We start from the raw sequence: 26,093 nt of genomic DNA on the forward strand, positions 1-26,093 counted from the left end.
GCCCGGGTTGTACCTTCACCCGCATCGCCCCAGTAGATTCCTGTGCAGCCGCACAGACACGGGTCGATCTATCACCTCTCCACCGCCATTTCTTTCGCGGTAGGGGAAAGGAACCCCAGTAGTGACTGACGTCAATGTCCGCGCAAACGCGGACGCACCTTCGAACCTCGCCGCCCTCCGTCTTCCCGAGCTGCAGGCGCTTGCCGCCGAGCTCGGACTGAGTGGCGCATCCAAGCTGCGCAAGGGAGAACTCGTCACGGCGATCTCCGCCATCCAGAACGGCGCTGCACCCGCAGAGGTCGCTCCGGAGGCCGTCGCACCGGTCGCCGAGACCGTCGAGGCGCCCGCTGCCGTCGACGCTCCCGCTGCCGTCGACGCTCCCACCGAGGCGCCCGCCACCGAGGCGCCCGCCGCCGCGACCGCTCCCGCCGCGAAGAAGCGCGTCTCCCGTCGTGCCACCACGGCCGACGCGGAAGCCATCGCCGCCGCGGCAGCCGCCGCCGCCGCGACCATCACCGAATCCGCCACCGCGGCCGCCGACAGCATCGTCGACGCCCCGCGCTCGGCCGCCTCGCACGTCAACCAGGCCGAGTCCGGCCTCGAGACCCCCGCCGTCGAAGAGCGCCCGCTCTACTCGCGCGAGCCGCAGCAGAAGACCGGCACGCTCGACCGCGAGCCGCGCCAGCGCCGCCAGGGCGGCCGCGCCAAGGCCGCAGCCCCCACCGCCGAAGAGAAGGCCGAAGCGCTCAGCTCGATCGAGCTGCCCGTCGCCGAGTCTCCCGCCTCGAACAACAACAACAACAACGGCGACGCAGCCGAGTCCGACGAGCGCACCGACGGAGCCCCCCGCGAGGGCGGCTCGTCGCGCAACCGTAACCGCAACCGCCGCGACCGCCAGCAGGCGCGCAGCGAGCAGGGCGAGCGCCAGCAGCAGCAGGACGGCGAGCAGAACGACGGCGCGCAGCAGCAGAACGAGCAGCGCGAACCCCGCCAGGGCCGCCAGCAGAACAACCGCCAGCAGGGCGAGGGCAACCAGCAGCGCGACAACAACCGCGCCGCGAACAACGAGCAGCGCGGCAACGACCGCAACGACGGCCCCGACCGCAACGCGCCCCTCGACGACGACGAGCGTGGCGGACGCAACCGCTACCGCGACCGCAAGCGCGGCCGTGGCCCCGTGGGCGACGACTTCGAGCCCGAGATCACCGAGGACGACGTGCTCATCCCGGTCGCCGGTATCCTCGACGTCCTCGACAACTACGCGTTCGTGCGCACCTCGGGCTACCTCCCGGGCAACAACGACGTCTACGTCTCGCTCGGCCAGGTCAAGAAGTACAACCTGCGCAAGGGCGACGCCGTCGTCGGCTCCATCCGCCAGCCGCGCGAGGGAGACCAGGGCCAGGGCCGCCAGAAGTACAACGCGATCGTCAAGATCGACTCGATCAACGGCCTCTCCATCGAGGAAGCCGCGAACCGCGTCGAGTTCGGCAAGCTGACCCCGCTCTACCCGCAGGAGCGCCTCCGTCTCGAGACCGAGTCGGCCAAGCTGTCGACCCGCATCATCGACCTCGTCGCCCCGATCGGCAAGGGCCAGCGCGGCCTCATCGTCTCGCCGCCCAAGGCCGGCAAGACGCTGGTCCTGCAGGCCATCGCGAACGCCATCGCCAAGAACAACCCCGAGGTCCACCTCATGGTCGTCCTGGTCGACGAGCGTCCCGAAGAGGTCACCGACATGCAGCGCACGGTGAAGGGCGAGGTCATCGCCTCCACCTTCGACCGCCCCGCCGAAGACCACACCACGGTCGCCGAGCTGGCCATCGAGCGCGCCAAGCGTCTCGTCGAGCTCGGCCACGACGTCGTCGTGCTGCTCGACTCGATCACCCGCCTGGGCCGTGCGTACAACCTGACCGCTCCGGCATCGGGACGCATCCTCTCCGGAGGCGTCGACTCGGCCGCCCTGTACCCGCCGAAGCGTTTCTTCGGTGCGGCACGCAACATCGAAGAGGGTGGCTCGCTCACCATCATCGCGACCGCTCTCGTCGAGACCGGCAGCAAGATGGACGAGGTCATCTTCGAGGAGTTCAAGGGCACCGGCAACATGGAGCTCCGCCTCTCGCGCCAGCTGGCCGACAAGCGCATTTTCCCCGCCGTCGACATCAACGCGTCGGGCACCCGCCGCGAAGAGATGCTGCTCGGCGCCGACGAGGTCAAGGTCACCTGGAAGCTGCGTCGCGCCCTCGCCGGGCTCGACCAGCAGCAGGCGCTCGAGATCGTCCTCGGCAAGCTTCGCGAAACGCAGTCGAACGTCGAGTTCCTCATGCAGATCCAGAAGTCGCTGCCGAGCGCGTCGAGCACCAAGGAAGACTAAGCGTGTTCGAGTCAGTACAGAGTCTGCTGGCCGAGCACGAGTCGCTTCAGGAACAGCTGGCTGATCCGGAACTGCACTCGAATCCGGCCCGCAGCAAGAAGGTGAACCGGCGCTACGCCGAGCTCAGCCGGATCGTCGCGGCCTATCACGAGTGGCGCCAGCTGACGGACGACCTGGAAGCCGCGACCGAGATGGCCGCGGAAGACGAGTCGTTCGCCGCGGAGATCCCCGGCATGACGGAGACGCTCGCGGAAGCGGAGGAGACCCTGCGTCGCCTCCTCATCCCGCGCGACCCAAACGACGGCCGCGACATCATCATGGAGATCAAGATGGGGGAGGGCGGTGCCGAGTCGGCGCTGTTCGCCGCCGACCTCCTGCGCATGTACCTCCACTACGCGGAATCCAAGAAGTGGAAGACGGAGATCATCACGTCGACCCAGAGCGATCTGGGCGGCTACAAGGATGTCCAGCTCGCCATCAAGGGATCGTCGACCGACCCCGCCGAGGGCGTGTGGGCGCACCTGAAGTACGAGGGCGGTGTGCACCGCGTCCAGCGGGTGCCGGCGACCGAGTCGCAGGGGCGCATCCACACCTCCGCCGCCGGCGTGCTCGTCTTCCCCGAGGTCGACGAGCCCGAAGAGGTCGAGATCAACCAGAACGACCTCAAGATCGACGTCTACCGCTCCAGCGGCCCCGGCGGCCAGTCGGTCAACACGACCGACTCCGCCGTTCGCATCACCCACCTTCCCACCGGAATCGTGGTCGCGATGCAGAACGAGAAGTCGCAGCTGCAGAACCGCGAGGCCGGCATGCGCGTGCTGCGCGCACGCATCCTCGCGCGCTACCAGGAAGAGGCGGACGCCGAGGCGTCGGTCTTCCGCAAGAGCCAGATCCGCACCATGGACCGGTCCGAGCGCATCCGCACCTACAACTTCCCCGAGAACCGCATCGCCGACCACCGCACCGGCTACAAGGCCTACAACCTCGACGCCGTGATGAACGGCGCTCTCGAGCCCGTCATCCAGTCCTGCATCGCTTCCGACGAAGAGTCGCAGCTGGCCGACATCGGCAACGACGACGCGTAGTACGCACTAGCGGATCGAGCCTGTCGACATCCTCCCGGGGGTTTCGACAGGCTCGACCCGCCGCCGAAATCGCCCGCCTCTTTCATCTGACAACCCGAAGAAGTCACATGTCCGACAGCCCCACAGTGCAGACGGTCCTCACGAGCGCCGTCTCGCAGCTGACCCTCGCGGGAGTGCCGAACCCCCGCGTCGACGCCGAACTGCTCGTCGGCCACGTGCTCGACCTCAACCGGGGCCAGGTGCAGTCCAAGGCGATTACGGATGCCGCGATCGACGCCGCCCAGGCGACCCGGATCGCGGAGTTGGTCGAGCGCCGCGCGGCCCGCGAGCCGCTGCAGCACATCACGGGGCGCGCCCCGTTCCGCGCGCTCAACCTCGCGGTCGGCCCGGGTGTCTTCGTGCCCCGCCCCGAGACCGAGCAGGTCGTCCAGTTCGCGATCGACGCCCTGCGCGCGACCGCCGCCGAAGCGCCCATCGGTATCGACCTCGGCACAGGCAGCGGGGCGATCGCGCTCGCCATGGCGACCGAGGTCCCCCACGCCCGCGTCTACGGCGTCGAGGTCTCGCCGCTCGCTTTCGTCTGGACCAAGCAGAACTTCCGCGAGTTCGGCGGCGACAACGCCACCCCGATCTTCACCGACCTCGCCGTCGCGCTCCCCGAGCTCGACGGCACCGTGTCGGTCGTCATCTCCAACCCGCCGTACATCCCGCGGGCCGCGATCCCGCGCGACCCCGAGGTGCGCCTGTTCGACCCCGAGATCGCGCTCTACGGCGGCGACGACGGGCTCGACGTCGTGCACCAGGTGTCCGCGACCGCGTGGCGGCTGCTGCACAGCGGCGGAACCCTCGTGATGGAACACGGCGAGCTGCAGGCGGCCGAGATCGCCGCCCTGCTGCGCGCGGACGGCTGGACCGCCGTCGCCTCGCACCGCGACCTGCTCGGCCGCGACCGGTCCACGACCGCGCTCCGCCCGTAGCCGCTTCACTTAGCTGCGCGCGGCCGCGAACTCCTCGATCGCCGCGAGCATCGCCTCGGGCGACTCGTAGAGGTGCGCGGTGATGCCCACGCTCGCGGCGCCCTCGATGTTCTCCGGCATGTCGTCGGCGAAGAACGCGCGCTCGGCGGGGACCCCGTACGACTCGAGCACGCGCTCGTAGACGAGCGGGTCGGGCTTGCGGGCACCGTAGTCGCTCGACGTGAACAGGTGGTCGCCGAACAGGTCGACGAGTTCGGGTGCGACGGTCGGCAGGTGCGCCCCGAGCAGCACGCCGTTGTTGGTGAGCAGGGTCACCTGCCCGAGTTCGGCGGCCCGGCGAACGGCGGCGATCGAGCCGGGACGCACGGTCATCGCGTCGCCGCGCACGCGCACCCACTCCGCCTCGTCGACGTCGCAGCCCAGCGCCGCCCGTAGAGCGGCGAGATAGTCCGCCCCCGTCGCGAACCCGCCGGCCTCGGCGGCGAACTCGCCCTCGGCGGTCCACCAGCGCTCGCGCAGTTCCTCGAGCGACAGCCCGGTCATCCGGGTCATGCCCGCCATACGGGCGCGCCAGTCGTAGTCGTAGAGCACGTCGTCCATGTCGAAGATGAAGAGCAGGGTCACTGGTGTCGCTCCGAGAAGGTGGTGATCGCGGCATCCAACAGTTCTGGAGTCGTGAAGAGGTGGGCGTGGATCCCGACGGCCGCGGCCCCGGCGACGTTCTCGGCGTTATCATCGGTGAAGAAGGTGTCGGCGGCGTCGGCCCCGTAGCGCTCGAGGGCCAGGCGGTAGACGAGCGGGTCGGGCTTCCGCACGCCCAGGTCGGCGCTGATCAGGCGGTTCTCCCCGACGATCGCGCACACGTCGGGCGCGATGAGGGGGAGCGCGGCGGCGAAGACCGACGGGTTGTTGGAGAGCAGCGACACGGTGCCCAGCCCGCTCGCACGGCGCAGGGCGTCGACGCTGCCGTCGATGCGCGTCATCGCGAGAGCACGCGCGTGCGCCCACTGCTCGAGCGTGAGTTCGGCGCCGGTGACACGGCCGAACTCGGCGAGGTATTCGTCGGCGGTCGGCCACTCGCCGGACTCGGCGCGGGTTTCGTACCCGGCCGCCCACCAGGTGCTGGCGAGGTGGTACTGGCTCTCGCCGCCGAGGCGGGCGAACTCCGGAAGCCGGAGCCGGAAGTTGTAGGCGTACAGGGTCTTGTCGAAGTCAAAGAGATAAAGGTCCACGAGAGTACCAACGCTACCTCGCGACGGCCACGCCGTGGCGGTTCTCAGGGTGAGGGCCGGTATCATGAACGAGACATGGCCCCCATCTACGATTGCTCGGTTGATACAGAGCTGCTCACCGGCATGCGGCTCGCTCGATTGGCTCTTGGCAAGGGAGAACTCGTCGTCCTGCCGACGGACACCGTCTACGGTGTCGCGGCCGACGCGTTCCAACCCGCCGCCGTCGCGCGCCTGCTCGCCGCGAAAGGCCGTGGACGCCAGTCGCCGCCGCCCGTGCTCATCCCCGGCATCCCGACCCTCGACGCTCTGGCGGAGACGGTGCCCGACGAAGTGCGCGCTCTCGTCGCCGCGTTCTGGCCCGGCGGACTCACCGTCATCCTGCCCGCCCGCTCGTCTCTCAACTGGGACCTCGGCGAGACCGCGGGAACCGTCGCCCTGCGGATGCCGTCGAACCGCGTCGTGCTCGAGATCCTCTCCGAGACCGGCCCCCTCGCCGTCTCCAGCGCCAACCTCACCGGCCAGCCCGCGGCGATGACCGCGGCCGAGGCCGAGGCCATGCTCGGCGACTCGGTCAGCATCTACCTCGAAGACGGACTCGCGGGGGAGACCTACCCCGACGCCGACGCCGCCACGGGATCGACGATCGTCGACGCGACCGGACTGTTGACTCCCGAGGGCAAGCTGCGCATCGTCAGACACGGCGTGATTTCGGATGACGCTATCCGGGAGATTGTCGGCGACCGATGCGAATAGTCCTCTACGTCCTGGTCACCGGGGCCTCGGCCGTCGTGACGTTCGGGTTCGCGTGGGTCATCCTCAAGCTGAGCCTGAAGTACCGCCTGTACCCGAAGGTGCGCGAGCGCGACGTGCACTCGCGCCCGACGCCGCGTCTCGGCGGTATCGCCATGTTCCTCGGCATCGTCGTCGCCCTCGGCGTCGCGTCGCAGGTGCCGGGGCTCAGCCTGATCTTCTCCGAGCCGCTCAAGGTGTGGGGGCTGCTGGCGGCGTCGCTCATCATCGTGCTCATCGGTGTCGCCGACGACATCTGGGACCTCGACTGGATGACCAAGCTCTCCGGTCAGATCATCGCCGGCGGGGTGCTCGCCTGGTCCGGCATCCAGATCTACACGCTGCCCATCGGCGGATACCTCGTGCCGCCGCCCATGGTGTCGCTCGTCATCACCGTGCTCGCCGTGGTACTCGTGATGAACGCGATCAACTTCATCGACGGGCTCGACGGGCTCGTCGCCGGCGTCGCGATCATCGCGAACGGCGTCTTCTTCATCTACAGCTACGTGCTCGCCACCTCCCAGGGCCAGTCCGAGTACTTCAACCTCGCGTCGCTCATCACCGCCGTGCTCATCGGTGCGTGCGTGGGATTCCTCCCGTTCAACTTCCACCCCGCGAAGATGTTCATGGGGGATGCCGGTGCTCTCCTGGTCGGCCTGCTGATGGCGGCATCCGCTATTTCGGTCACCGGCCAGGTCGACCCGGGCTTCCTCGACCAGCCCGACGTCTTCAGCGCCTACCTGCTGCCGGCCTTCATCCCGATCCTGCTGCCGTTCGCCGTGCTGCTGATCCCGCTGCTCGACTTCGCCCTCGCCGTCGTGCGCCGGCTGAGCAAGGGCAAGTCGCCCTTCTCGGCCGACCGGCTGCACCTGCACCACCGGCTGCTCGACATGGGGCACAGCCACCTGCAGTCGGTGCTGATCTTCTACGGCTGGACGGCCGTCATCGCCGTCGGCTGTCTCTCGTTCATGTTCCTCCCCTTCGTCTGGGCAGCACTCCTCGTGTTCCTCGGACTCATCGCCTGCAGCATCGTGACTTTCGGTCCGCTGCGTCACAGCAGGCGGTCCCGCACTCTCGTCGCGGCCGGTGTCACCGTGCCCGACGATTCCGCCCAGAAAGGCACCTCCCATGACTGAACCGACCCGTGAGTCGCGCGCCCAGGCCGAGACGAACTGGAGCTCGAGCGCGCTCAGCGCCACCGAGATCTTCACGCGCGTGCTGCGCTACACCGGTCTGCTCGCGATCGCGCTCATCGTCGTCGGGGGACTGGTCGGCTTCCTGGTCGCCGGAACCAACGGGCTGTGGAGCGCCGTGAGCGCCGCCGTAGTGGCCGTGATCTTCTCCGCGATCACCGTCGTGAGCATGATCACCGCGATCAAATACTCGCTCAACGCGTTCTTCGCGATCGTGATGGGGTCGTGGCTGCTGAAGTTCGTCGCCTTCGTGGTGGTGCTCCTCGTGTTGCGCGACCAGCCGTTCATCGACCCGATCGTGTTCTTCCTGACACTGGTCGTCGCGCTCGTCGGAACCGCCGTGATCGACGCGATCGTGGTCATGCGCTCCCGCGTGGCGTATGTCGACCAGTCGATTCTGCCGAAGCCTCCCGTCGATCCCGCCGAATAGCGCGGTTAAAAGGTTGCAGCGCATGCATGTTCCCCGTTCGGGTCATCGGCACGTGTCAACTATTGGTATTGTTTTAGAGATCGATCCGAGCGCTTCACCGCGCCGGTTGCGTGTCACCACTGTCCCTTCCGCCTCTGCTCGCGCATGCGCCCCACAAACAGGAGATAGCGCTGTTGTATAACGCTGTGAACCTGCTGCTCCCATTCGCCGAACACGGCGAAAGCGACGGCGCTTTCCATGCCCCCGGTATCGAGGAGTTCCTCGGCCTCCCGGCCCTGTTCTTCGAAGGCACACCGTTCGAGATCAACCGCATCATCCTGGTCAGGCTCTTCGCAGTCGCCGTGATGATCGTGCTGTTCTACATCGCGCTGCGTAAGGCGAAGCGCGTTCCCGGCCGTGGCCAGGGTGTCGCCGAGATGGCCCTCGACTTCGTCAAGGTGCAGATCGTCGACCAGGTGCTCGGCGAGAAGCTCGGCCGTAAGTACCTGCCGCTGCTCGCCTCGATCTTCTTCGCGGTCATCGCGATGAACATCACCGGCATCATCCCGGGTCTTAACATGGCCGGCACCGCGACGATCGCGATGCCGCTCGTCCTCGGGCTCGTGGCCTACGTCACGTTCATCTACGCGGGCTTCAAAGAGGTCGGCCCCGGCAAGTTCTTCAAGAACGCGCTGCTGCCCTCCGGCGTGCCGATCCCGGTCTACCTGATCCTGACCCCGGTCGAGTTCATCAACATCTTCATCGTGCGTCCGATCTCGCTCGCACTGCGACTCCTGCTCAACATGATGGTGGGCCACCTCCTCCTCGTGCTGTGCTTCTCGGCCACACACTTCTTCTTCTTCACTGCCGACGGCTGGTTCAGCCTGTTCGGCGTCGGCACCCTGCTCGGTGGATTCGTCTTCACCCTCGTCGAGCTCGCGGTCGCCGTACTCCAGGCGTACATTTTCACGCTTTTGACCTCTGTCTACATTCAGCAGTCTGCGGCAGAAGAACACTAGAGAAGACGGCTTCGCCAACCGGCGGACGCTGCCCTACCGAAAGGAAACACCAAGTGGACACCACCATTCTCGCCGAGGTCTCCGGCAACATCGCGACCGTCGGTTACGGCCTCGCAGCGATCGGCCCCGGCATCGGTGTCGGTATCGTCGCGGGCAAGACGGTCGAAGCAATGGCACGCCAGCCCGAAATGGCCGGCCGCCTGCAGACCACCATGTTCCTGGGTATTGCATTCGCCGAGCTCCTCGCGTTCATCGGCGTTGCGACCTTCTTCATCTTCGTCTAAGGCCGGTCCAGTAGATGATCAGCATCGCGACAGCGGCGGGTGATTCGGGTACGGAGACGAACCCGTTCATCCCCGCTATCTACGACATCGTTTGGTCGATCATTCCGTTCGCGATCATCGTCGCGTTCTTCGTGTTCTTCGTCATCCCGACGTTCCGCCGCATTCTCGACGACCGCGCCAGCGTCATCGAGGGTGGAATCGCCAAGGCCGAGTCCGCTCAGGCCGAGGCCGCGGCAGCGCTCGAGCAGTACAACGCTCAGCTCGCCGAGGGTCGCGCCGAAGCATCGCGAATCCGTGAGCAGGCGCGCCTCGAAGGCGCCGCCATCCTCGCGGAGTTCAAGGAGAACGCGTCGGCTGAGGCCGCACGTATCACCGCAAACGCGCACGTTCAGATCGAGGCGGAGCGCCAGGCTGCAATCCTGTCGCTGCGTTCAGAGGTCGGCTCGCTCGCGATCGACCTCGCATCGGGCGTCATCGGCGAAAGCCTGGCTGACGACACGAAGGCTTCGGCCGTCGTCGACCGATTCCTCGCTGAGCTCGAAGCATCCGAAAAGGTTAAGGCAGGCAAGTAGTGGGTTCGGCAACGAGAGAAGCACTCTCCAATTCGCGTTCGGCACTGGCCGGACTCGGTGGCAAGGCGCAACTGGCGACGGGCGAACAACTGCTCGCCGCCGGTCGTGTGCTCGGCACATCCTTCCAGTTGCGTGCTGCTCTCGCCGATCCCTCCGGTGACCGCGACGCCAAGCTGTCGATCGTCAACGCGGTATTCGCGTCGATCGACGCTTCGGCTCGCGAGTTGTTGGGCGTCATCGCGACGAACGTGTGGTCGTCGGAAGACGACCTCCTCGCCGGGGTGGAAGAGATCGGGATCCGGGTTCTCGCCCAGTCCGCGCCGTCGTCGGACATCGAGGCGGAACTCTTCGCCTTCGGTGCCGTCGTGCAGTCGGACTCCCAGCTCGAACTCGCGGTCGGCAGCAAGCTCGGTTCCGACGAGTCGAAGGCAGCGCTCATCGAGCGTCTCCTCGGCGCGAAGGCCAGCAAGCAGTCCGTCGCGATCGTGTCGCACCTCGTGCAGCAGCCGCGAGGCCGCCGCATCGGCGAACTGTTGAGATTCGCCACCAGCGTCGTCGCTGACGAGGCCGGACTCGCGGTCGCCACCGTCACGACCGCCTCGGCCATCTCGGCCGAGCAGCTCACGCGCCTGACGGCGGCCCTCTCGGCCAACTACGGCCGCGGACTGCGAATCAACCACGTGATCGACCCGTCGCTCGTCGGCGGAGTGCGCGTGCAGTTGGGCGACGAAGTGATCGACGGCAGCGTCGCGTCCCGACTCAACGAACTCAGGCTTCAGCTCGCCTAGGGGCGGCTGCACAGACTTTCCACCAGAAGAGGAAAAAGAAGATGGCAGAACTAACAATCAGCCCGGATGAGATCCGCGACGCGCTGAAAGACTTCGTCAAGGCTTACGAGCCTGGCGCATCCGCCACCACGGAGGTCGGCTACGTCGTCGACGCCGCTGACGGCATCGCCCACGTCGAGGGTCTCCCCGGCGTGATGGCCAACGAGCTCATCAAGTTCTCCAACGGCGTCCTGGGCCTCGCCCAGAACCTCGACGAGAACGAAATCGGCGTCGTCGTGCTCGGCGAGTTCAACGACATCGTCGAGGGCATGGAGGTGACCCGCACCGGCGAGGTTCTCTCCGTCCCCGTGGGCGACGCCTACCTCGGTCGCGTCGTCGACCCGCTCGGCACCCCGATCGACGGTCTCGGCGAGATCGTCGCGGAAAGCCGTCGTGCCCTCGAGCTCCAGGCTCCCGGCGTTATGCAGCGCAAGAGCGTGCACGAGCCCATGCAGACCGGTATCAAGGCAATCGACGCCATGATCCCGATCGGCCGTGGACAGCGCCAGCTGATCATCGGCGACCGCCAGACCGGTAAGACGGCCATCGCGATCGACACGATCATCAACCAGAAGGCCAACTGGGAGTCGGGCGACGTCAACAAGCAGGTCCGCTGCATCTACGTCGCCATCGGCCAGAAGGGCTCCACGATCGCCGCCGTCAAGGGCGCGCTCGAGGACGCCGGAGCCATGGAGTACACGACGATCGTCGCCGCTCCCGCCTCCGACCCCGCCGGCTTCAAGTACCTCGCTCCCTACACCGGTTCGGCCATCGGCCAGCACTGGATGTACTCGGGCAAGCACGTCCTGATCATCTTCGACGACCTGTCGAAGCAGGCAGAGGCCTACCGCGCCGTCTCCCTCCTGCTGCGTCGCCCGCCGGGACGCGAAGCGTACCCGGGTGACGTCTTCTACCTGCACTCGCGTCTGCTCGAGCGTTGCGCCAAGCTCTCCGACGCCCTCGGCGCCGGATCGATGACCGGTCTCCCGATCATCGAGACCAAGGCCAACGACGTCTCCGCGTACATCCCGACCAACGTGATCTCGATCACCGACGGCCAGATCTTCCTGCAGTCCGACCTCTTCAACGCCAACCAGCGTCCCGCGGTCGACGTCGGAATCTCGGTCTCGCGAGTCGGCGGCGACGCCCAGGTGAAGTCGATCAAGAAGGTCTCGGGAACGCTCAAGCTCGAGCTCGCCCAGTACCGCTCGCTCGAGGCATTCGCGATGTTCGCATCCGACCTCGACCCCACGAGCCGTCGCCAGCTTGCCCGTGGCGCCCGCCTCACCGAGCTCCTGCGCCAGCCGCAGTACTCGCCGTACCCCGTCGAGGACCAGGTCGTCTCGATCTGGGCCGGAACGAACGGCAAGCTCGACGAGGTCCCCGTCGAAGACGTTCTCCGCTTCGAGCGCGAACTGCTCGACTACCTCGGCCGCAACACCGAGATCCTCACCACGCTTCGCGAGACGAACCTGCTGAGCGACGACACCGTTGCAGCTCTCGGTGAGAGCGTCGACAAGTTCAAGCTCGAGTTCCTGACCGGCGAGGGCAACCCGCTCCTCTCCGTCGGTTCCGAAAAGTTCGACGAGCTCGCCAAGGAAGACGTCAACCAGGAAAAGATCGTCAAGCAGAAGCGCTGAGCGCCCCTGTCACCGACCATCGATTACTGAAACAAAAGGAAGAAAGACATGGGAGCGCAACTTCGGGTCTACCGGCAGAAAATCAAGTCTGCCCAGACGACCAAGAAGATCACTCGGGCCATGGAGCTCATCTCCGCTTCGCGCATTCAGAAAGCGCAGCAGCGGGTTGCAGCCTCGGGGCCGTACTCACGCGCCGTGACGCGTGCCGTGTCGGCGGTTGCCACGTTCTCCAACGTCGACCACATTCTCACGACGGAGCCGGAGAAGATCGAGCGCGCAGCGATCGTCATCTTCGCCTCCGACCGTGGTCTCGCCGGCGCGTTCAGCTCGAACGTGCTGCGCGAGGCCGGTGAGCTCGCAGCCCTGCTCACGAGCCAGGGCCGCGAGGTCGTCTACTACCTCGTCGGACGCAAGGCGATCGCGAACTTCGCGTTCCGCAAGCGCGAGTCGGAGCAGGTCTGGACGGGTTCCACCGAGAAGCCGGTCTTCGAAACGGCACAGTCCATCGGAGAGGCGCTCGTCGCGAAGTTCATCCAGCCCGCGAGCGAGGGTGGCGTCGACGAGATCCACATCGTGTACAACCGCTTCGTCAGTGTCGTCACCCAGGTGGCCGAGGTCGTCCGACTTCTTCCCCTCGAGGTCGTCGAAGGTGTGGAGGCTCCCGACGAGTCCGAACTCCTGCCGCTGTACGAGTTCGAGCCCGATGTCGGGAACGTGCTCGACGCGCTGCTCCCCGTCTACATCGAGAGCCGTATCTTCAACGCCATGCTGCAGTCGGCTGCTTCCGAGCACGCCGCCCGCCAGCGCGCGATGAAGTCGGCGAGCGACAACGCGGACAAGCTCATCAAGGACTACACCCGGCTTTCGAATAACGCTCGTCAGTCCGAGATCACCCAGCAGATTTCCGAGATCGTTGGCGGCGCAGACGCCCTCAGCTCGGCGAAATAGAACCACAGGAGAATAGGGAAGCCAATGACTACCTCAGCCCCCGCTGCCACGCCGGATGTGGAGACGCCCACCGGCGTCGGACGCATCGCGCGCGTTACCGGCCCCGTCGTCGACATCGAGTTCCCGCACGACTCGATCCCCGGCATCTACAACGCTCTCAAGACGACGATCACCATCGGCGACGAGACCAACGAGATCACCCTCGAGGTCGCCCAGCACCTCGGCGACGACCTCGTCCGCGCCATCGCGCTGAACCCGACCGACGGACTCGTCCGCGGCCAGGAAGTCCGCGACACCGGCGAGTCGATCACGGTCCCCGTGGGCGACGTCACCAAAGGCAAGGTCTTCAACGTCATCGGCGACATCCTCAACAACGAGGGCAACGAGCCGATCGAGATCACCGAGCGCTGGTCCATCCACCGCAAGCCGCCAGCATTCGACCAGCTCGAGTCGAAGACCGAGCTGTTCGAGACCGGTATCAAGGTCATCGACCTTCTGACGCCGTACGTGCTCGGCGGAAAGATCGGCCTCTTCGGTGGTGCCGGTGTCGGTAAGACCGTCCTCATCCAGGAGATGATCCAGCGCGTCGCGCAGGACCACGGTGGAGTTTCCGTGTTCGCCGGTGTCGGCGAGCGCACCCGTGAGGGCAACGACCTCATCGCCGAGATGGAAGAGGCCGGCGTCTTCGACAAGACCGCCTTGGTCTTCGGCCAGATGGACGAGCCGCCGGGAACGCGTCTCCGCGTCGCCCTGTCGGCGCTGACGATGGCGGAGTACTTCCGCGACGTGAAGAACCAGGACGTCCTGCTCTTCATCGACAACATCTTCCGCTTCACGCAGGCCGGTTCCGAGGTGTCGACCCTTCTGGGCCGCATGCCTTCCGCCGTGGGTTACCAGCCGACCCTCGCCGACGAGATGGGTGTGCTCCAGGAGCGCATCACCTCGACGCGTGGTCGCTCGATCACCTCGCTGCAGGCCATCTACGTGCCCGCCGACGACTACACCGACCCCGCGCCGGCTACGACGTTCGCCCACCTCGACGCCACCACTGAGCTCAGCCGCGAGATCGCGTCGAAGGGCCTCTACCCGGCCGTCGACCCGCTCACCTCCACGAGCCGCATCCTCGACCCCCGCTACCTGGGTGCCGACCACTACCGCGTCGCGACCACCGTGAAGGCGATCCTCCAGAAGAACAAGGAACTCCAGGAGATCATCGCGATCCTCGGTGTTGACGAGCTCTCCGAAGAAGACAAGATCACAGTGTCGCGCGCACGCCGCATCCAGCAGTTCCTGTCGCAGAACACCTACATGGCGAAGAAGTTCACCGGTGTCGAGGGTTCGACCGTCCCGCTCAAGGACACGATCGAGTCGTTCGACGCGATCACCAAGGGTGAGTTCGACCACGTCGCAGAGCAGGCGTTCTTCAACGTCGGTTCCATCTCCGACGTCGAAGAGCAGTGGGCGAAGATCCAGAAGGAGAACGGCTAACCATGGCCGAACTCAAGGTCAGCGTCGTCTCCGCGGACAGCGAGGTATGGTCCGGGCTGGCGAAGCGCGTCGTCGCACGCACCACCGAGGGTGAGATCGGAATCCTTCCCGATCACGAGCCGATCCTGGCGATTCTCGGTGCGGGCGAAGTCCGCGTCACGGCTGTCGACGGTTCTGTGATCAAGGCGAACGCCGAAGACGGCTTCCTCTCGGTGGAGAACAACTCCGTGACCATCGTCGCGCGTAACGCGGAACTGGTCTAACGACGGTGCTCGTGGCGATGGCCGGTCTTCCGGGAACCGGAAAATCGGCCATCGCCGAGCTCGTCGGTGCGCGGCTACTCAAGCCGGTTGTGTCGGTCGATCCCATCGAGTCCGCGATTCTGCGGGCCGGGATCGACAACGACCAGCCGACGGGGCTAGCCGCGTATCTCGTTGCCGAGACTCTCGCCGACTCCGTCCTCCGGTCGGGCCACGGAGCGATTGTCGACGCGGTGAACGCGGTCGATCCGGCCCGCGAGCAGTGGGTCGCCCTCGCGGCCCGGCACAACGAACCCCTCGTCTTCATCGAGGTCGTCTGCTCCGACCTCGCGCTCCACCGCTCCCGGCTCGAAGCCCGGGAGCGCAACCTCCCGCACGTCTCGGAGCCCTCGTGGTTTGCGGTCGAGCAGAGCCTCGACGAGTACTCCGTCTGGTCCGGCACCAGCGGCTCGGTGCCGCGGCTCACGCTCGACTCGGTCGAACCGCTCGACGCGCTCGTCGACCGGGCCATCGAGTTCATCGTCACCGCTCGCGGCTACACCGCACCGGGTCCGGGCCGTTCCGGTACCCCCACTACTTAGGACCCGATGTTCGTACTGCTTCCCCCGTCCGAGACGAAGCGGGACGGCGGATTCCCCGGAGCTCTCGAGCTGTCGACGCTGCGGTTCCCGCACCTCGCCGGCGAACGCCGTTCGGTGCTCGACGCCGTCGCAGAGCTGTCGCTGGATGTCGCTGCCGCTTCCACCGCACTGGGACTCGGTCCCACGCAGGCCGCCGAGGTCGAGCGCAACCGGCGCATCCCGTCGGCGCCGGTGATGCCGGCGATCGAGCGATACACCGGAGTGCTCTACGACGGACTCGAGACCTCGCGGCTGAGCGTGGGGGAGCGGGCCTGGGTCGACCGCCACGTGCTCATCAACTCCGCCCTGTTCGGGCTGATCGGTGCCGGCGACGCCATCCCCGCCTACCGGTTGTCGCACGACTCGCGCCTGCCCGGTCTGCCGCTGAAGAAACACTGGCGTCGTTCCCTCCAGGCCGTGCTCGCCGACGAGCCCGGTCTGCTGCTCGACCTGCGTTCCGAGTCCTACTCGGCGCTCGGACCGCTGCCGGCACGCGACGACGCGGTCTACCTGCGCGTCGTGACGCAGACCGCGACCGGGCAGAAGAAGGCGCTCACCCACTTCAACAAGAAGGGAAAGGGCGTCTTCGTGCGGCAACTGGCCGCCGCGGGGCTCGACCACGGCAGCGTCGACGAGCTCCTCGAATGGGCGTCGGCCAGCGGCATCCGTCTCGACCGGGGTGCACCCGGCGAACTCGAGCTGACGGTCTGAGCCCGGGTCGCGGGTGCGCCGTTTAGAGTGAGCGGACGCGACATCCGGAGCAGTGCGGGGGACCCATGACGACCTATACCGACTACGGCAGCGGCGACGGGGTAACGTACGGCGCCATCCTCGCGGTCTGGGCGATCGTGCTCGTGTCGTCGCTCGTGTTCGCGGCGATCATCTACGTGCTGATCGCCATCCCGCTCGCCGCGCTGTTCGCGAAGGCGGGGGTCGAGCCGTGGAAGGCGTGGGTGCCGTTCTACAGCACCTACACCTGGCTTCAGCTCGGCGGGCAGAACGGCCACTGGGTGTGGCTGAGCCTCGTTCCCTACGGCAGTGTGGTGACCTCGGTGTTCCTCTACATCGGGATGTACCGCACGGGAATCGCCTTCGGCAAAGACTCCGGGTTCCTCGTGCTCGGTATCGTGCTGCCGGTCGTCTGGCTGTTCATCCTCGGGTTCGGCAAGGACGAGTACCGTCCCGACCGCATCGCCCAGGCCGGCTACGGCGGACCGCTGGTCGGGTTCGGTGCCGGTGACGGGTCGCCGGTGCCATACCGCCCGACAGCCTGACCGGGTTCTCGCGGGTCAGTCGGGCTGTCGCTGGGGCGGTCGCTGCCGGGCGCGGTGCCGACGCACGGCGTCCCTGCTCGCGCAGCGCGGCGAGCAATAGCGCTGCGTGCCGGTGCGTGACGTGTCGACGACGACCCGGGTGCACGGGCTCGCGGCGCAGCGGCCGAGGCGCCCCATTCCCCGTGTCGTGAGGTGCAGGGCCGTTCCCACGCTGAACACCGCCCGCAGCACCCGCGGCAGATCGTCGTCGACGTCGCGGTAGTGCAGGTGCCACCCCTCGCCATCGTGGTCGGTCAGGCGCGGGAACGCGGTGGCGGCCGCCATCTGCTCGTTGAGGAGCGACGCGCGCTCGGCGGGATCGGTGGCGTCGACGATCCCGAGCCAGTCGTCGAGGACCGCGCGGCACCGGGCGTGGTCCTCGGGCCGCTCCGGGAACGGCATGGTCATGCCGAACTCGCGCGTGCGGGCGACGATCCCGTCGCGGTTGTCCGGCCAGTCGTCGGCCAGCGAGCGGGCGAGGTGCACCGCGTACTCGCCGTAAGGGTTGAGCTGCATAAGGGTATTACATCAGGGTTGGCAGTATGCCGCTCTTCTCGATATCGCTGCCTGTCTCGTTGTCCGTGCCCGTGTGGTTGTCTTTGCCTGTCTCGTTGTCCTTGCCCGTCTCGTCCTTACCCGTGTCGGGAACCTCCGTCGTCGGCATGGCGCTGACCGCGCTGGTGATGGTCCTGACGCCGGGGCCGAACATGATCTACCTGGTCTCGCGCAGCATCGGCCAGGGCCGGAGCGCCGGATTGATCTCGCTGGCGGGCACCGGGGTCGGATTCCTCGTCTACCTGGTGGCGGCGAACGTCGGCCTCGCGGTCGTGTTCGTCGCCGTGCCCTGGCTGTACATCGGGTTGAACGCGGCCGGCGTGGTCTACCTGGGCTATCTCGCCTGGCAGGCGCTCCGCCCGGGCGGACGGGGAGTCTTCGACGTTCGGGATCTGTCCGGCGACAGCCCGGCCAGGCTGTTCCGGATGGGACTGGTCACGAACCTGCTCAACCCCAAGGCCGCGATCATGTACCTGACGCTCATCCCACAGTTCGTCGACCCCGGCCGCGGCTCTCCAGTGGCGCAGGGATTGGTGCTCGGCGGAATCCAGATCGCCATCAGCCTCACCGTCAACGCCGCGATCGTGGTCGCTGCCGGCACCGTCGCGACGTTTCTCGTCCGACGACCGCGCTGGGCGCGCTGGCAGAGACGCGTCACCGGCACACTCCTCGGCGCGGTCGCGCTGCTGCTCGCCCGCGAGGTGCCGGACCGGGCGAGAGTGTGAGGCGCCGGGTTCGACCGCGCCGCGGCCCGGATGCCACCGGGCGCTGGCCGGGGTGCGGTCGCGCGCCGGCCCGACTAGGCCGCGCCGACTGCCCCGGCCTCGGCGGCGCGGAAGCAGCCCGCGACGTGGTCGTCGACCATGCCGCTCGACTGCATCAGGGCGTAGAGAGTCGTCGGCCCGACGAACCGGAACCCCAGCGCGCGCAGTGCCCTGCTCATCGCCGTCGACTCCGGCGTCACCGCCGGGATGTCGGCGAGCGTGGCCGGCGGCGCCGCCCGGGGAGACGGTGCGAAGCTCCAGAGCAGCTCGTCGAGCGCGCCGGGGTGGTCGCGCACGAGACCGAGCGTGATGGCCGCGTTGCCGATCGTGGCCTCGATCTTGGCGCGGTTGCGGATGATTCCCGTGTCGAGCATCAGCTCGTCGGCCTCGGCGGGGGTCAGCGCAGCGACCCGGGCGATATCGAAGCCGTGGAACGCGGCGCGGAAGTTCTCGCGGCGCCGGAGGATCGTGATCCAGGAGAGCCCGGCCTGGAAGCCCTCGAGACTGATCTTCTCGAACAGCGGCCGGTCGCCGTGCAGGGGAGTACCCCACTCCTCATCGTGGTACCGCGTGTACTCCGCGTCGGTACCCGCCCACCCGCAGCGGGCCACGCCGTCGTCGCCGGTGACGACGCTCGCCAGCTCGCGGATGGTGCGGGAGGGCGGTACCGCGACCGCGCGTGCCGCACTAGCCGGGGACTCAGACACCCGCGGCCACCACGGTCTTATGCACGATGCCCTCGTGGTCGAGCAGCCACACCTTGGTGGGGATGCCGTTGCCGCCGCTGTAGCCGGTGATCTTGCCGTCGGTCGCGAGTACCCGGTGGCACGGCACGATGATCGGCACCGGGTTGGCCCCGACCGCGCCGCCGACCGCGCGCCCGGCGGTGGGCCGGCCGGTCGCGAGACCGATGCTGCCGTAAGAGGCGACTTCGCCCCACTCGAGCGCACTGAGTTCGTTCCACACAGCACGCTGGAAATCGGTGCCGGCGACTTTGAGCGGCAGGTCGAAGTCGCGCCGCTCGCCCGCGAAGTACTCCGCCAGCTGTGCGGCCGCCTCGTCGAGCACGGGGGTGCTCTTCTCGGGCAGGCCCTCCAACGGCAGGTGGCCGTCGCGCTCGATGCTGAGCGAGGTGATCGCCTCGCCGTCGCTCGTGACCTCGAGCATGCCGATGGGACTCGGCACACGGACGAGGTAGTCCGGGAGGGATATGGTGACTGGTCGATTGGTCATACAGCGACTGTATCCCGGGGCCCCGACGCGCCACTGGCACTTTTCGGACATGGGGAGAACGCGCTGTCGAACCCGCCCTGGGGAGGACAGGAGGCCAGCCGATAGCATCGACCCATGGCATCCATCGAGTACCGCAATCTCGGCCCGAGCGGCCTCCGCGTCTCCACGATCGGCCTCGGCTGCAACAACTTCGGCCGCGCCGGAACCACGACCGAGAGCCAGGACGGCACCGACGCCGTGCTGCACACGGCGATCGACGCGGGCGTGACGCTGTTCGACACCGCGGACATCTACGGCGCAGAACGCGGCCTCAGCGAGACACTGATGGGCAACTCGCTCGGCGCCCGCCGCCACGGCATCGTGCTGGCCACGAAGTTCGGCATGGACATGGGCGGCGCGAACGGTCCCGACTGGGGCGCACGCGGATCGCGGCGCTACGTGCGGCTCGCAGTGGAGGCGTCGCTGCGCCGCCTGCAGACCGACTGGATCGATCTGTACCAGCTGCACCAGCCCGACCCGCTGACCCCGATCGAGGAGACGCTCAGCGTGCTCGACGACCTGATCACCGAGGGCAAGGTGCGCTACATCGGCCACTCCAATCTCGCGGGCTGGCAGATCGCCGAGGCCGAATACGTGGCGACCCTGTCGCGTCATCCGAAATTCGTCTCTGCCCAGAACGAGTACAGCCTGCTCGTGCGCGATGCCGAGCTCGAGGTGCTGCCGGCGGTCAACGCGTACGGGCTCGGATTCCTGCCGTTCTTCCCGCTCTACAACGGCCTGTTCAGCGGCAAGTTCAGCCGGCAGGGCGGCCCCGCCGACAGCCGCATCGTGCGCACCAAGTCGCACCTGCTCGCCGACGTGCCGTGGGACACCGTCGAGGCGTACGAGGAATTCTGCTCCGCGCGCGGGGTGACGATGCTCGAGGCGACGTTCGCCTGGCTGCTCGCGCAGCCGGGGTTGACCAGCGTGATCGCCGGCGCGACGAGACCCGAACAGATCATTCAGAACACGGATGCCGCGGGCTCCTGGTCCGCGACGCCCGACGACATCGCGGAGATCTCGGCGCTGTTCGCCTGAGGTCTCGCCCGGCGCCCGGTTTCCACAGGCGCCGGTTCTCCACAGAAGAGCACCGCCGGCGCCCGGCGGGGTGTTCGACGGCCGATGCTGTCCGCATGACAATTGTGGTGAAGGCATCCGAACCCCACGACTTCCTCGCGCTCGTGCCGCGGCTCGTCGGGTTCCACCCGCAGAACAGCATCGTCTTCGTGGCGTTCCGCGGCACACGCACGTGCGGCGCGATGCGCTACGACCTGCCGAGCGCCGGGGTCGCGACGGATTCCCGTCACTTCCGCCGGATCGCCACGACCCTCGTGGGAATGTTCAGCAAGCTGCGGGGAATCGACGCCGTGGTGCCCGTGGTCTTCACCGACGAAGGGTTCGAGACACCCGACGGCCCGGTGTTCGGGGACTTCGTCGACGCCGTCGTCGACCGGTTCGAGTTCTCCGGGTTCCGGGTGCGCGACGCGCTGTGCGTCGCGGCCGACGGTTGGGGGTCGTATTTCGACGCGGGTGTGCCGGCCGCCGGCCACCCGCTGGGGTTGATCGAGGATTCGACCGTGCACGCGGGCCTGCCGCGCGACGCCCCCGGGCTGGGCGACATCGACGACTGGGTGCGCCTGCCCCGGGTGGACGCCGCGACGGTGGAGCGGGTGGCGCGCCGGCTCGACGCACTGCGCGACGCCCACGCCGCGGGGCAGCTCCACCCGCGGTCGAACCTCTTCGACGGCGTCCAGCGCCCCGACGCGGCCCCGACCTGGCTCGATCTGTACCGCCTCGCCGACCTCGTCGGGTTCATCGAGGCGGGGCTCGATCCCGAGCCCTCGGAGATCGGCGACAGCGCCGCGGCCCTGTTGATCTTCATCGCGGCGTCGCCGTCGCTGCGGGACGTCGTGCTCATGCAGTGGGCCTTCGACCGGGAAACGGGGGAGCGTGTGTACGACGACGCGGTCAGTTTCGGTGCGGGGAAGCCGGCGGACTCGCTCGACACCGCACGGCTCATGCTCGGCGAGGGCCGCGACCCGATCCGCACCGCGTCGAGGCCGCGATCGACCTGCTCAAGGAGATCGTCGCACGGGCCCCGCTCGACGACCGGCCGCCGCTGCTGTGCATGCTCGCCTGGCTGAACTGGGCTCTCGGGCGCAGCAGCGTCGCGCACCGGTTCGTCGTCGCCGCCGCCGAGATCGACGACGAGTACGGGCTGGTGGAGATCATCTCCACGATGCTCGACCGCGGATTCCTGCCCGAGTGGGCGTTCGATGCGCGTTAGCCGCGGGCGGTCGGCCCTAGGAGTTCAGCAGGGCGAGGGCCGCGTTGAGCGTCGTGGCGTAGAGCACCCAGGCCCAGTACGGTACGAGCAGCCACGCTGCGACTTTGCTGACCCGCCAGAACGCGAGCATGGTCAGCAGCACCGCGATGTCGAGCGCGAGGATGATGGCGAGCGCGATCCAGAGCGCGGCCGGACCGATCGTGGGATACAGCCCGAAGAACACCGGCGTCCAGATCGCGTTGAGCACGAGCTGGGCGACGTACAGTCCGAGGGCACGGCGCACCGCGGCGCTGGTGCTGCGGAGTCCGACCGGCCAGTCCTCACTGCGGCGCTTGCGCCAGACCAGCCAGGCGGCGACGCTCATCAGCGTGTAGAGCAGTGTCCAAGCCGGGCCGAAGACCCAGTTCGGCGGGTTCCAGAACGCCTTGTCGGCGTCGGCGTACCAGCCGTCGACGTTGCCGGCGGTGGCGATCGAGCCGAGCGCGGCGACCCCGAACGAGATCGCGAGGAACGCCACGAGCACGAGGGCGGATTTCACGCGTCCGGCCGTCCGGCGCCCGTCACCGTCGGCGGCGGGAGGCTGGGTCGTCGGTTGTGGGGTCGTCGGCAGTTCCATCATCCGACGATACGCCGCGGGGCGCCGTCTGGCGAAGTCGGCTGGGCGGGGCTAGTCGAGCCCGCCGCCCGTGCGCGGCTCGATGTTGAGGCTGGTGGTGAGGTCGAGAGTCTGCGCGTTGAGCGACTCGAGTTCGGCGATCTTCGCGTTGAACGTCTCCACGCGCTGTTCCGCCGAATCGAACATGGCGTCGAGCGCGCTCTGCCGGGCGACCAGCGCGTTCTTCTCCCGCTGGAACTGTGCGTTGGAGGCGAAATCCCCGCTGTCGGCGCGCTCGTTGAACCGTGCGATGTCGCCGCTGAGCGCGTCGTACCCGGCGTTGTAGGCCGCGTAGTCGCTGTCGATCGACGCGCGCAGGGTATCGAGTTCGGCGGAGAGGGCGTCGGACCGCGCCTGCAGGTCGACGAAGACGGCATTCGACGCGACGTGCAGGGCGATGAGAGCCTGGCGGTCGGTGAAATACCTCGCGTAGTAGGCCTCGAGCTCGGGCGAGAGGGTGCCGACCTCGGTGCCGATGATCGAGTGCAGTTCGTTGTGGTGCTCGCCGGGCTCCAGCGATGCGTACAGTTCCATGCGTGCGACGAATTCCGCGTCGCCCGCCAGAGCCGAGGCCTCGGCGCTGAGCAGCGGCTCGAGCCGGGCCTTCTCGTCGTCGCCGAGCCGGTCCCATGCCGCATGCAGCATCTCGTGGGACGCGACGACCTCTTCGATGCCGTCCAGCTTGTCGTCGGTCACGTCGTAGAGCACGATCTCCTGGGTGCCGGGCAGATAGCAGCCGAGGATGCCGGACCCGGCCTCCGCGCTCCCGCAGACCGAGTCGAAGCCGTCGGTGCCGTCGACCCTCGGGCGGCTCGCTTCGAAGATCAGCGCGGCGTGGTCGGTCATGGTCGACCGCTCCTCGTAGGCGGTGATCGTCGGACTCGCCTCGAAAGTCCACGCGGCGAGCTGGTCGGCGATGAACTGCCGGTTGCCGAACGCCCACACCGAACCGGAGACGAGCAGCGCGAGAACGAGGCCGATCGCGATCCCGCGGCCGCGCCGGCGGGGCCGTCGGGGCAGTTCCGGGTAGTACTGCAGGTCGAAGATCGTGGGCGGTGCCGTGCGCACGTCGGGCCGCGGAGAGTACGTCGAATCGTCCACGCCTCGTCCCCTCTGCTCCGACCCGTGCGATGGGTGGAGGAAACCCTATCAGCGGGCCCCGTCCCGCGGCGGGAATCCGGCGGGAGAGGGGGTGACATGATGGGAGGGTGAAGCCTGACGATCCCGCGCCGCCCACGGTCATCGTGATCGTCGCCGCGATCATCGAAGACGAAGACGGGCGCCTGCTGCTCGTGCGCAAACGCGGCACCGACCGCTTTATGCAACCGGGCGGCAAGATCGACCCCGGTGAGACCGCGGCCGAGGCGCTCATCCGCGAGTTGCGCGAGGAGCTCACGCTCGTCGTCACGCCCGCCGACCTCGTCTACTTGGGACGGTTCGACGCACCGGCGGCCAACGAGGCCGGGCACGTCGTCGACGCCGAGATCTTCTTCGTCACGGCGGGGGGCCAGGCCGTGGCCTCCGCGGAGATCGAAGAACTGATCTGGATGTCGCCCGCCGACGCCGCCTCGGTGGCGCTCGCACCGCTCACCGTCGACGTGCTGATGCCGGTGCTCGCCGCGCGCTGACGCGCGCGTGCTGAAGCCGGTCGTCGCGCGCTGACGTGCGCGTGCTGAGGCCGGTCGTCGCGCGCTGACGTGCGCGTGCTGAGGCCGGTCGTCGCGCGCTGACCTGGCGCGCTGTCGCGTCGAAGACCGGGTATTACCGCTTGGTATGCGGGTGCTTGTTGTGGTGGTGCTGCGGTTTGGGCGGATCCCCGGCGAGGAACGCGATCGCCTCGTCGACCGAGGTCGTCTCCGCCGGCAGACCGTCGTCGAGCTGGGTCGGCTTCCAGGCGAGGATCACGTCCTGCCCGGCTTCGAGGTAGCCGACGGTGTTGCCGTCGGAGAGCACCTGCCAGTCCAGCTTGACGTCGGGCACGCCGAGACCGAGCCGGCGCGTCTTCGCGGTCGGCATAATCGTGACGGTGTGCCCCACGGCTGAGAAGTCGATGCCTTCCGGGCGCAGTGCATAGAGTTCGTCGAGAGTAACCATGCCGCCACCCTAGGACGAGCCGCGCGCCGAAGCCAGAGGCGGCGGACCGGCCGGCGAACCGGCCGGCGGATCCGTCGGCGGGCCCCGGTCAGTGCCCGACGAGCGGAGCCATCAGGCGCGCGGCGAGCGACGGCCGGCCGGTCGTGCGCTCTTCGGCATCCGCGACGGCCATCGCGGTGAGCCCGAGGTTGGCGCCGACGAAGCGCAGCGGCTCGGGCTCCCACCGCGGCGACACGTGGTTCACCCACGGCAGCGTCGTCAGGTCCGAGTCGGCGCCGGTCAGGAGATCGGCCAGGGTGCGCCCGGCGAGGTTCGTGGTGCTGAGCCCGTCGCCGACGTAGCCGCCCGCGCTCGCGATGCCGGTCTCCGGATCGTACGACGCCGACGCGTGCCAGTCGCGTGCGACGCCGAGCGGACCGCCCCAGCGGTGCGTGACCGCGGCGCCCGCCGCCTGCGGGAACAGTTCGACGAGGCTCGCCCGCAAGTGCTCGAACACCCGGCCGACCCGGTCGTACTCCGGCCGGATGCTGCTGCCCCAGTGGTAGCGCGCCCCGCGTCCGCCGAACGCGAACCGGTTGTCGGCGGTGCGCTGCCCGTAGACCAGCAGGTGCCGGAAGTCGGTGAACGTCTGACCGTGCTCGATGCCGATGTCGTCCCAGACCGCGTCGCTCAGCGGCTCGGTCGCGATCATCAGCGAATACAGGGGCAGGATGCCGCGGCGGCTCTTCGGCAGCGTGGCACCATACCCCTCCGTCGCCAGCACGACGGTCTCCGCGGCGACCGTGCCGCGGGCGGTCTGCACCGTGCGCGGCGACCAGTCGAGCACCTCGGTGTGCTCGTGGATCGTCACGCCGCGGCGCTCCAGCACCCGCGCGAGCCCCCGGACCAGAGCGGCCGGGTGCAGGCGCGCACACGCCGGATCGAACGAAGCACCGAGCGCGCCGCCGACCGCGGTGCTCAGGAGCGAGAGGTCGTCGACGCCGTAGGAGAGCGCTTCGGCGACCTCGGCGTGCGCGGCAGCCAGCTGCAGGGGCGACCGGGCGAGGCTGAGGGTGCCGCCCTTCACGAAGTCGCAGTCGATTCCCTCGGCCGCGGCGACCCGGCCGACCTCGTCGACGGTCGCGACCATTGCGCGGCGCATCGCGAGCGCGGCTTCGGGACCGTGCGCGCGGCCGAGCGTGGCGGTCGACGCGGGGAACAGCGCGCTGCACCAGCCGCCGTTGCGGCCGGACGCCCCGAACCCCGCGATGTGCTTCTCCAACACGGTGATGCGCAGCGACGGGTCGCGCTCGAGCAGGTAGTACGCGGTCCACAGCCCGGTGAGCCCGCCGCCGACGATCGCGACGTCGGTCGCAATGTCGCCGGGAAGCGGCGGCCGCGGGTCGAGCGGGTCGGCGACCGAGTCGTGCCAGTAGCTCAGCGAGCGGTAGTCCACGCCGGCG

At 68.1% G+C, this 26,093-nt stretch carries 31 protein-coding genes; 22 read left to right on the plus strand and 9 right to left on the minus strand.

The genetic code is table 11. The features are described from left to right. The first annotated feature begins 121 nt into the window (after positions 1 to 121). The 3 genes from rho to prmC all read left to right on the plus strand — a co-directional run bounded on the left by rho (position 122) and on the right by prmC (position 4,430). Positions 122 to 2,368, plus strand: a complete 2,247-nt coding sequence (gene rho / locus HD599_RS04970; protein WP_184234173.1) for a transcription termination factor Rho — start codon at positions 122 to 124, stop codon at positions 2,366 to 2,368. 2 nt (positions 2,369 to 2,370) lie between these two features. Next, complete coding sequence (prfA, locus tag HD599_RS04975) at positions 2,371 to 3,453, plus strand: peptide chain release factor 1 (protein WP_184234175.1); 1,083 nt, start codon at positions 2,371 to 2,373, stop codon at positions 3,451 to 3,453. 107 nt (positions 3,454 to 3,560) lie between these two features. Continuing rightward, complete coding sequence (prmC, locus tag HD599_RS04980) at positions 3,561 to 4,430, plus strand: peptide chain release factor N(5)-glutamine methyltransferase (RefSeq protein ID WP_184234177.1); 870 nt, start codon at positions 3,561 to 3,563, stop codon at positions 4,428 to 4,430. 9 nt (positions 4,431 to 4,439) lie between these two features. Here prmC and HD599_RS04985 read toward each other — a convergent pair whose 3' ends face one another. Together HD599_RS04985 and HD599_RS18285 are read right to left on the minus strand one after the other, a co-directional pair. Continuing rightward, positions 4,440 to 5,054, minus strand: a complete 615-nt coding sequence (locus HD599_RS04985; protein ID WP_184234179.1) for an HAD-IA family hydrolase — start codon at positions 5,052 to 5,054, stop codon at positions 4,440 to 4,442. Further along, the gene (locus HD599_RS18285) at positions 5,051 to 5,662 is read right to left on the minus strand and encodes an HAD-IA family hydrolase (protein WP_184234181.1); all 612 of its coding nucleotides are present in this window, start codon (positions 5,660 to 5,662) and stop codon (positions 5,051 to 5,053) included. The genes HD599_RS04985 and HD599_RS18285 overlap by 4 nt, the downstream gene beginning before the upstream one ends. A gap of 75 nt (positions 5,663 to 5,737) precedes the next feature. Between HD599_RS18285 and HD599_RS04995 the strand changes: the two genes are divergently transcribed. The 14 genes from HD599_RS04995 to HD599_RS05060 all read left to right on the plus strand — a co-directional run bounded on the left by HD599_RS04995 (position 5,738) and on the right by HD599_RS05060 (position 16,985). Further along, entirely contained in the window at positions 5,738 to 6,415 is a 678-nt protein-coding gene (locus HD599_RS04995) for an L-threonylcarbamoyladenylate synthase (protein WP_184234183.1), read from the plus strand. Then, positions 6,406 to 7,587 carry an MraY family glycosyltransferase gene (locus HD599_RS05000; RefSeq protein WP_184234185.1) on the plus strand — a complete coding sequence of 394 codons (1,182 nt, stop codon included), beginning with the start codon at positions 6,406 to 6,408 and terminating at the stop codon, positions 7,585 to 7,587. The genes HD599_RS04995 and HD599_RS05000 overlap by 10 nt, the downstream gene beginning before the upstream one ends. Further along, entirely contained in the window at positions 7,580 to 8,074 is a 495-nt protein-coding gene (locus HD599_RS05005) for a Cg1360 family ATP-synthase-associated protein (RefSeq protein ID WP_184234187.1), read from the plus strand. The genes HD599_RS05000 and HD599_RS05005 overlap by 8 nt, the downstream gene beginning before the upstream one ends. Before the next feature lie 185 nt (positions 8,075 to 8,259). Continuing rightward, the gene (atpB, locus tag HD599_RS05010; RefSeq protein WP_343061891.1) at positions 8,260 to 9,072 is read left to right on the plus strand and encodes a F0F1 ATP synthase subunit A; all 813 of its coding nucleotides are present in this window, start codon (positions 8,260 to 8,262) and stop codon (positions 9,070 to 9,072) included. 53 nt (positions 9,073 to 9,125) lie between these two features. Continuing rightward, on the plus strand, positions 9,126 to 9,356 hold the full coding sequence (atpE, locus tag HD599_RS05015; RefSeq protein ID WP_184234189.1) for an ATP synthase F0 subunit C: 231 nt from the start codon (positions 9,126 to 9,128) through the stop codon (positions 9,354 to 9,356). A 14-nt stretch (positions 9,357 to 9,370) separates the two neighbouring features. Continuing rightward, positions 9,371 to 9,928 (plus strand): F0F1 ATP synthase subunit B, encoded by a 558-nt coding sequence (locus HD599_RS05020; RefSeq protein ID WP_184234191.1) that lies wholly within the window; start codon positions 9,371 to 9,373, stop codon positions 9,926 to 9,928. After that, the gene (locus HD599_RS05025; protein ID WP_184234193.1) at positions 9,928 to 10,716 is read left to right on the plus strand and encodes a F0F1 ATP synthase subunit delta; all 789 of its coding nucleotides are present in this window, start codon (positions 9,928 to 9,930) and stop codon (positions 10,714 to 10,716) included. Before HD599_RS05020 ends, HD599_RS05025 begins: the two co-directional genes overlap by 1 nt. A gap of 41 nt (positions 10,717 to 10,757) precedes the next feature. Continuing rightward, positions 10,758 to 12,395, plus strand: a complete 1,638-nt coding sequence (atpA, locus tag HD599_RS05030; RefSeq protein WP_184234195.1) for a F0F1 ATP synthase subunit alpha — start codon at positions 10,758 to 10,760, stop codon at positions 12,393 to 12,395. Positions 12,396 to 12,443: 48 nt separating this feature from the next. Further along, positions 12,444 to 13,343 carry a F0F1 ATP synthase subunit gamma gene (locus HD599_RS05035; protein WP_184234197.1) on the plus strand — a complete coding sequence of 300 codons (900 nt, stop codon included), beginning with the start codon at positions 12,444 to 12,446 and terminating at the stop codon, positions 13,341 to 13,343. A gap of 24 nt (positions 13,344 to 13,367) precedes the next feature. Next, the gene (gene atpD / locus HD599_RS05040; RefSeq protein ID WP_184234199.1) at positions 13,368 to 14,831 is read left to right on the plus strand and encodes a F0F1 ATP synthase subunit beta; all 1,464 of its coding nucleotides are present in this window, start codon (positions 13,368 to 13,370) and stop codon (positions 14,829 to 14,831) included. Between the two features lie 2 nt (positions 14,832 to 14,833). Further along, complete coding sequence (locus HD599_RS05045) at positions 14,834 to 15,094, plus strand: F0F1 ATP synthase subunit epsilon (RefSeq protein WP_184234201.1); 261 nt, start codon at positions 14,834 to 14,836, stop codon at positions 15,092 to 15,094. Between the two features lie 17 nt (positions 15,095 to 15,111). Beyond that, positions 15,112 to 15,672, plus strand: coding sequence for a P-loop nucleotide/nucleoside kinase family protein (locus HD599_RS05050; protein ID WP_221420441.1), 561 nt, complete (start codon positions 15,112 to 15,114; stop codon positions 15,670 to 15,672). Positions 15,673 to 15,678: 6 nt separating this feature from the next. Next, positions 15,679 to 16,422: a YaaA family protein gene (locus HD599_RS05055; RefSeq protein WP_184234205.1), complete on the plus strand. Its 744-nt coding sequence runs from the start codon at positions 15,679 to 15,681 to the stop codon at positions 16,420 to 16,422. 65 nt (positions 16,423 to 16,487) lie between these two features. Then, positions 16,488 to 16,985, plus strand: a complete 498-nt coding sequence (locus tag HD599_RS05060) for a DUF5684 domain-containing protein (RefSeq protein WP_184234207.1) — start codon at positions 16,488 to 16,490, stop codon at positions 16,983 to 16,985. A 15-nt stretch (positions 16,986 to 17,000) separates the two neighbouring features. On the opposite strand, the gene HD599_RS05065 is transcribed toward HD599_RS05060, so the two are convergent. Further along, positions 17,001 to 17,540, minus strand: coding sequence for a CGNR zinc finger domain-containing protein (locus HD599_RS05065; protein ID WP_184234209.1), 540 nt, complete (start codon positions 17,538 to 17,540; stop codon positions 17,001 to 17,003). Positions 17,541 to 17,662: 122 nt separating this feature from the next. Here HD599_RS05065 and HD599_RS05070 point away from each other — a divergent pair, with 122 nt between their 5' ends. Further along, positions 17,663 to 18,304, plus strand: a complete 642-nt coding sequence (locus HD599_RS05070) for a LysE family translocator (RefSeq protein WP_343061892.1) — start codon at positions 17,663 to 17,665, stop codon at positions 18,302 to 18,304. Between the two features lie 74 nt (positions 18,305 to 18,378). Here the strand turns inward: HD599_RS05070 and HD599_RS05075 are convergent, their stop codons facing one another. Together HD599_RS05075 and HD599_RS05080 are read right to left on the minus strand one after the other, a co-directional pair. Further along, the gene (locus HD599_RS05075; RefSeq protein ID WP_184240331.1) at positions 18,379 to 18,984 is read right to left on the minus strand and encodes a DNA-3-methyladenine glycosylase I; all 606 of its coding nucleotides are present in this window, start codon (positions 18,982 to 18,984) and stop codon (positions 18,379 to 18,381) included. Positions 18,985 to 19,042: 58 nt separating this feature from the next. Continuing rightward, positions 19,043 to 19,576: a methylated-DNA--[protein]-cysteine S-methyltransferase gene (locus HD599_RS05080; protein WP_184234211.1), complete on the minus strand. Its 534-nt coding sequence runs from the start codon at positions 19,574 to 19,576 to the stop codon at positions 19,043 to 19,045. A 114-nt stretch (positions 19,577 to 19,690) separates the two neighbouring features. On the opposite strand from HD599_RS05080, the gene HD599_RS05085 reads away from it, so the two are divergent. The 3 genes from HD599_RS05085 (at position 19,691) to HD599_RS05095 (ending at position 21,902) form a co-directional block, all read left to right on the plus strand. Then, positions 19,691 to 20,653 (plus strand): aldo/keto reductase, encoded by a 963-nt coding sequence (locus HD599_RS05085; RefSeq protein WP_184234213.1) that lies wholly within the window; start codon positions 19,691 to 19,693, stop codon positions 20,651 to 20,653. Positions 20,654 to 20,748: 95 nt separating this feature from the next. Next, the gene (locus tag HD599_RS05090) at positions 20,749 to 21,759 is read left to right on the plus strand and encodes a DUF4192 family protein (RefSeq protein ID WP_184234215.1); all 1,011 of its coding nucleotides are present in this window, start codon (positions 20,749 to 20,751) and stop codon (positions 21,757 to 21,759) included. Further along, positions 21,744 to 21,902: a hypothetical protein gene (locus HD599_RS05095; protein WP_184234217.1), complete on the plus strand. Its 159-nt coding sequence runs from the start codon at positions 21,744 to 21,746 to the stop codon at positions 21,900 to 21,902. Before HD599_RS05090 ends, HD599_RS05095 begins: the two co-directional genes overlap by 16 nt. 16 nt (positions 21,903 to 21,918) lie before the next feature. On the opposite strand, the gene HD599_RS05100 is transcribed toward HD599_RS05095, so the two are convergent. Continuing rightward, positions 21,919 to 22,518 (minus strand): TspO/MBR family protein, encoded by a 600-nt coding sequence (locus tag HD599_RS05100; RefSeq protein WP_184234219.1) that lies wholly within the window; start codon positions 22,516 to 22,518, stop codon positions 21,919 to 21,921. A gap of 51 nt (positions 22,519 to 22,569) precedes the next feature. Next, positions 22,570 to 23,658, minus strand: a complete 1,089-nt coding sequence (locus HD599_RS05105) for a hypothetical protein (RefSeq protein ID WP_343061894.1) — start codon at positions 23,656 to 23,658, stop codon at positions 22,570 to 22,572. A 107-nt stretch (positions 23,659 to 23,765) separates the two neighbouring features. Between HD599_RS05105 and HD599_RS05110 the strand changes: the two genes are divergently transcribed. Continuing rightward, the gene (locus HD599_RS05110) at positions 23,766 to 24,185 is read left to right on the plus strand and encodes an NUDIX domain-containing protein (protein WP_184234221.1); all 420 of its coding nucleotides are present in this window, start codon (positions 23,766 to 23,768) and stop codon (positions 24,183 to 24,185) included. Positions 24,186 to 24,318: 133 nt separating this feature from the next. Here HD599_RS05110 and HD599_RS05115 read toward each other — a convergent pair whose 3' ends face one another. Together HD599_RS05115 and HD599_RS05120 are read right to left on the minus strand one after the other, a co-directional pair. Next, positions 24,319 to 24,651: a YciI family protein gene (locus HD599_RS05115; RefSeq protein ID WP_184234223.1), complete on the minus strand. Its 333-nt coding sequence runs from the start codon at positions 24,649 to 24,651 to the stop codon at positions 24,319 to 24,321. 88 nt (positions 24,652 to 24,739) lie between these two features. Continuing rightward, positions 24,740 to 26,086: an FAD-dependent oxidoreductase gene (locus HD599_RS05120; RefSeq protein WP_184234225.1), complete on the minus strand. Its 1,347-nt coding sequence runs from the start codon at positions 26,084 to 26,086 to the stop codon at positions 24,740 to 24,742. Between the last annotated feature and the right edge of the window lie 7 nt (positions 26,087 to 26,093).

The sequence above is a fragment of the Conyzicola lurida genome, from assembly GCF_014204935.1.
GTDB lineage: Bacteria > Actinomycetota > Actinomycetes > Actinomycetales > Microbacteriaceae > Conyzicola > Conyzicola lurida.

What these genes read in the sequence shown, in the direction of transcription:
- HD599_RS05100 (WP_184234219.1), bottom strand. Translation starts at nt 22,518, where the DNA reads ATGGAACTGCCGACGACCCCACAACCGACGACCCAGCCTCCCGCCGCC.
- HD599_RS05050 (WP_221420441.1), top strand. Translation starts at nt 15,112, where the DNA reads ATGGCCGGTCTTCCGGGAACCGGAAAATCGGCCATCGCCGAGCTCGTC.
- HD599_RS05080 (WP_184234211.1), bottom strand. Translation starts at nt 19,576, where the DNA reads ATGACCAATCGACCAGTCACCATATCCCTCCCGGACTACCTCGTCCGT.
- HD599_RS05035 (WP_184234197.1), top strand. Translation starts at nt 12,444, where the DNA reads ATGGGAGCGCAACTTCGGGTCTACCGGCAGAAAATCAAGTCTGCCCAG.
- HD599_RS05005 (WP_184234187.1), top strand. Translation starts at nt 7,580, where the DNA reads ATGACTGAACCGACCCGTGAGTCGCGCGCCCAGGCCGAGACGAACTGG.
- HD599_RS05045 (WP_184234201.1), top strand. Translation starts at nt 14,834, where the DNA reads ATGGCCGAACTCAAGGTCAGCGTCGTCTCCGCGGACAGCGAGGTATGG.
- HD599_RS04995 (WP_184234183.1), top strand. Translation starts at nt 5,738, where the DNA reads ATGGCCCCCATCTACGATTGCTCGGTTGATACAGAGCTGCTCACCGGC.
- HD599_RS05085 (WP_184234213.1), top strand. Translation starts at nt 19,691, where the DNA reads ATGGCATCCATCGAGTACCGCAATCTCGGCCCGAGCGGCCTCCGCGTC.
- HD599_RS05000 (WP_184234185.1), top strand. Translation starts at nt 6,406, where the DNA reads ATGCGAATAGTCCTCTACGTCCTGGTCACCGGGGCCTCGGCCGTCGTG.
- HD599_RS05095 (WP_184234217.1), top strand. Translation starts at nt 21,744, where the DNA reads ATGCTCGCCTGGCTGAACTGGGCTCTCGGGCGCAGCAGCGTCGCGCAC.
- HD599_RS05060 (WP_184234207.1), top strand. Translation starts at nt 16,488, where the DNA reads ATGACGACCTATACCGACTACGGCAGCGGCGACGGGGTAACGTACGGC.
- HD599_RS05055 (WP_184234205.1), top strand. Translation starts at nt 15,679, where the DNA reads ATGTTCGTACTGCTTCCCCCGTCCGAGACGAAGCGGGACGGCGGATTC.
- prmC (WP_184234177.1), top strand. Translation starts at nt 3,561, where the DNA reads ATGTCCGACAGCCCCACAGTGCAGACGGTCCTCACGAGCGCCGTCTCG.
- HD599_RS05115 (WP_184234223.1), bottom strand. Translation starts at nt 24,651, where the DNA reads ATGGTTACTCTCGACGAACTCTATGCACTGCGCCCGGAAGGCATCGAC.
- HD599_RS05090 (WP_184234215.1), top strand. Translation starts at nt 20,749, where the DNA reads ATGACAATTGTGGTGAAGGCATCCGAACCCCACGACTTCCTCGCGCTC.
- atpA (WP_184234195.1), top strand. Translation starts at nt 10,758, where the DNA reads ATGGCAGAACTAACAATCAGCCCGGATGAGATCCGCGACGCGCTGAAA.
- HD599_RS05020 (WP_184234191.1), top strand. Translation starts at nt 9,371, where the DNA reads ATGATCAGCATCGCGACAGCGGCGGGTGATTCGGGTACGGAGACGAAC.
- HD599_RS05065 (WP_184234209.1), bottom strand. Translation starts at nt 17,540, where the DNA reads ATGCAGCTCAACCCTTACGGCGAGTACGCGGTGCACCTCGCCCGCTCG.
- atpD (WP_184234199.1), top strand. Translation starts at nt 13,368, where the DNA reads ATGACTACCTCAGCCCCCGCTGCCACGCCGGATGTGGAGACGCCCACC.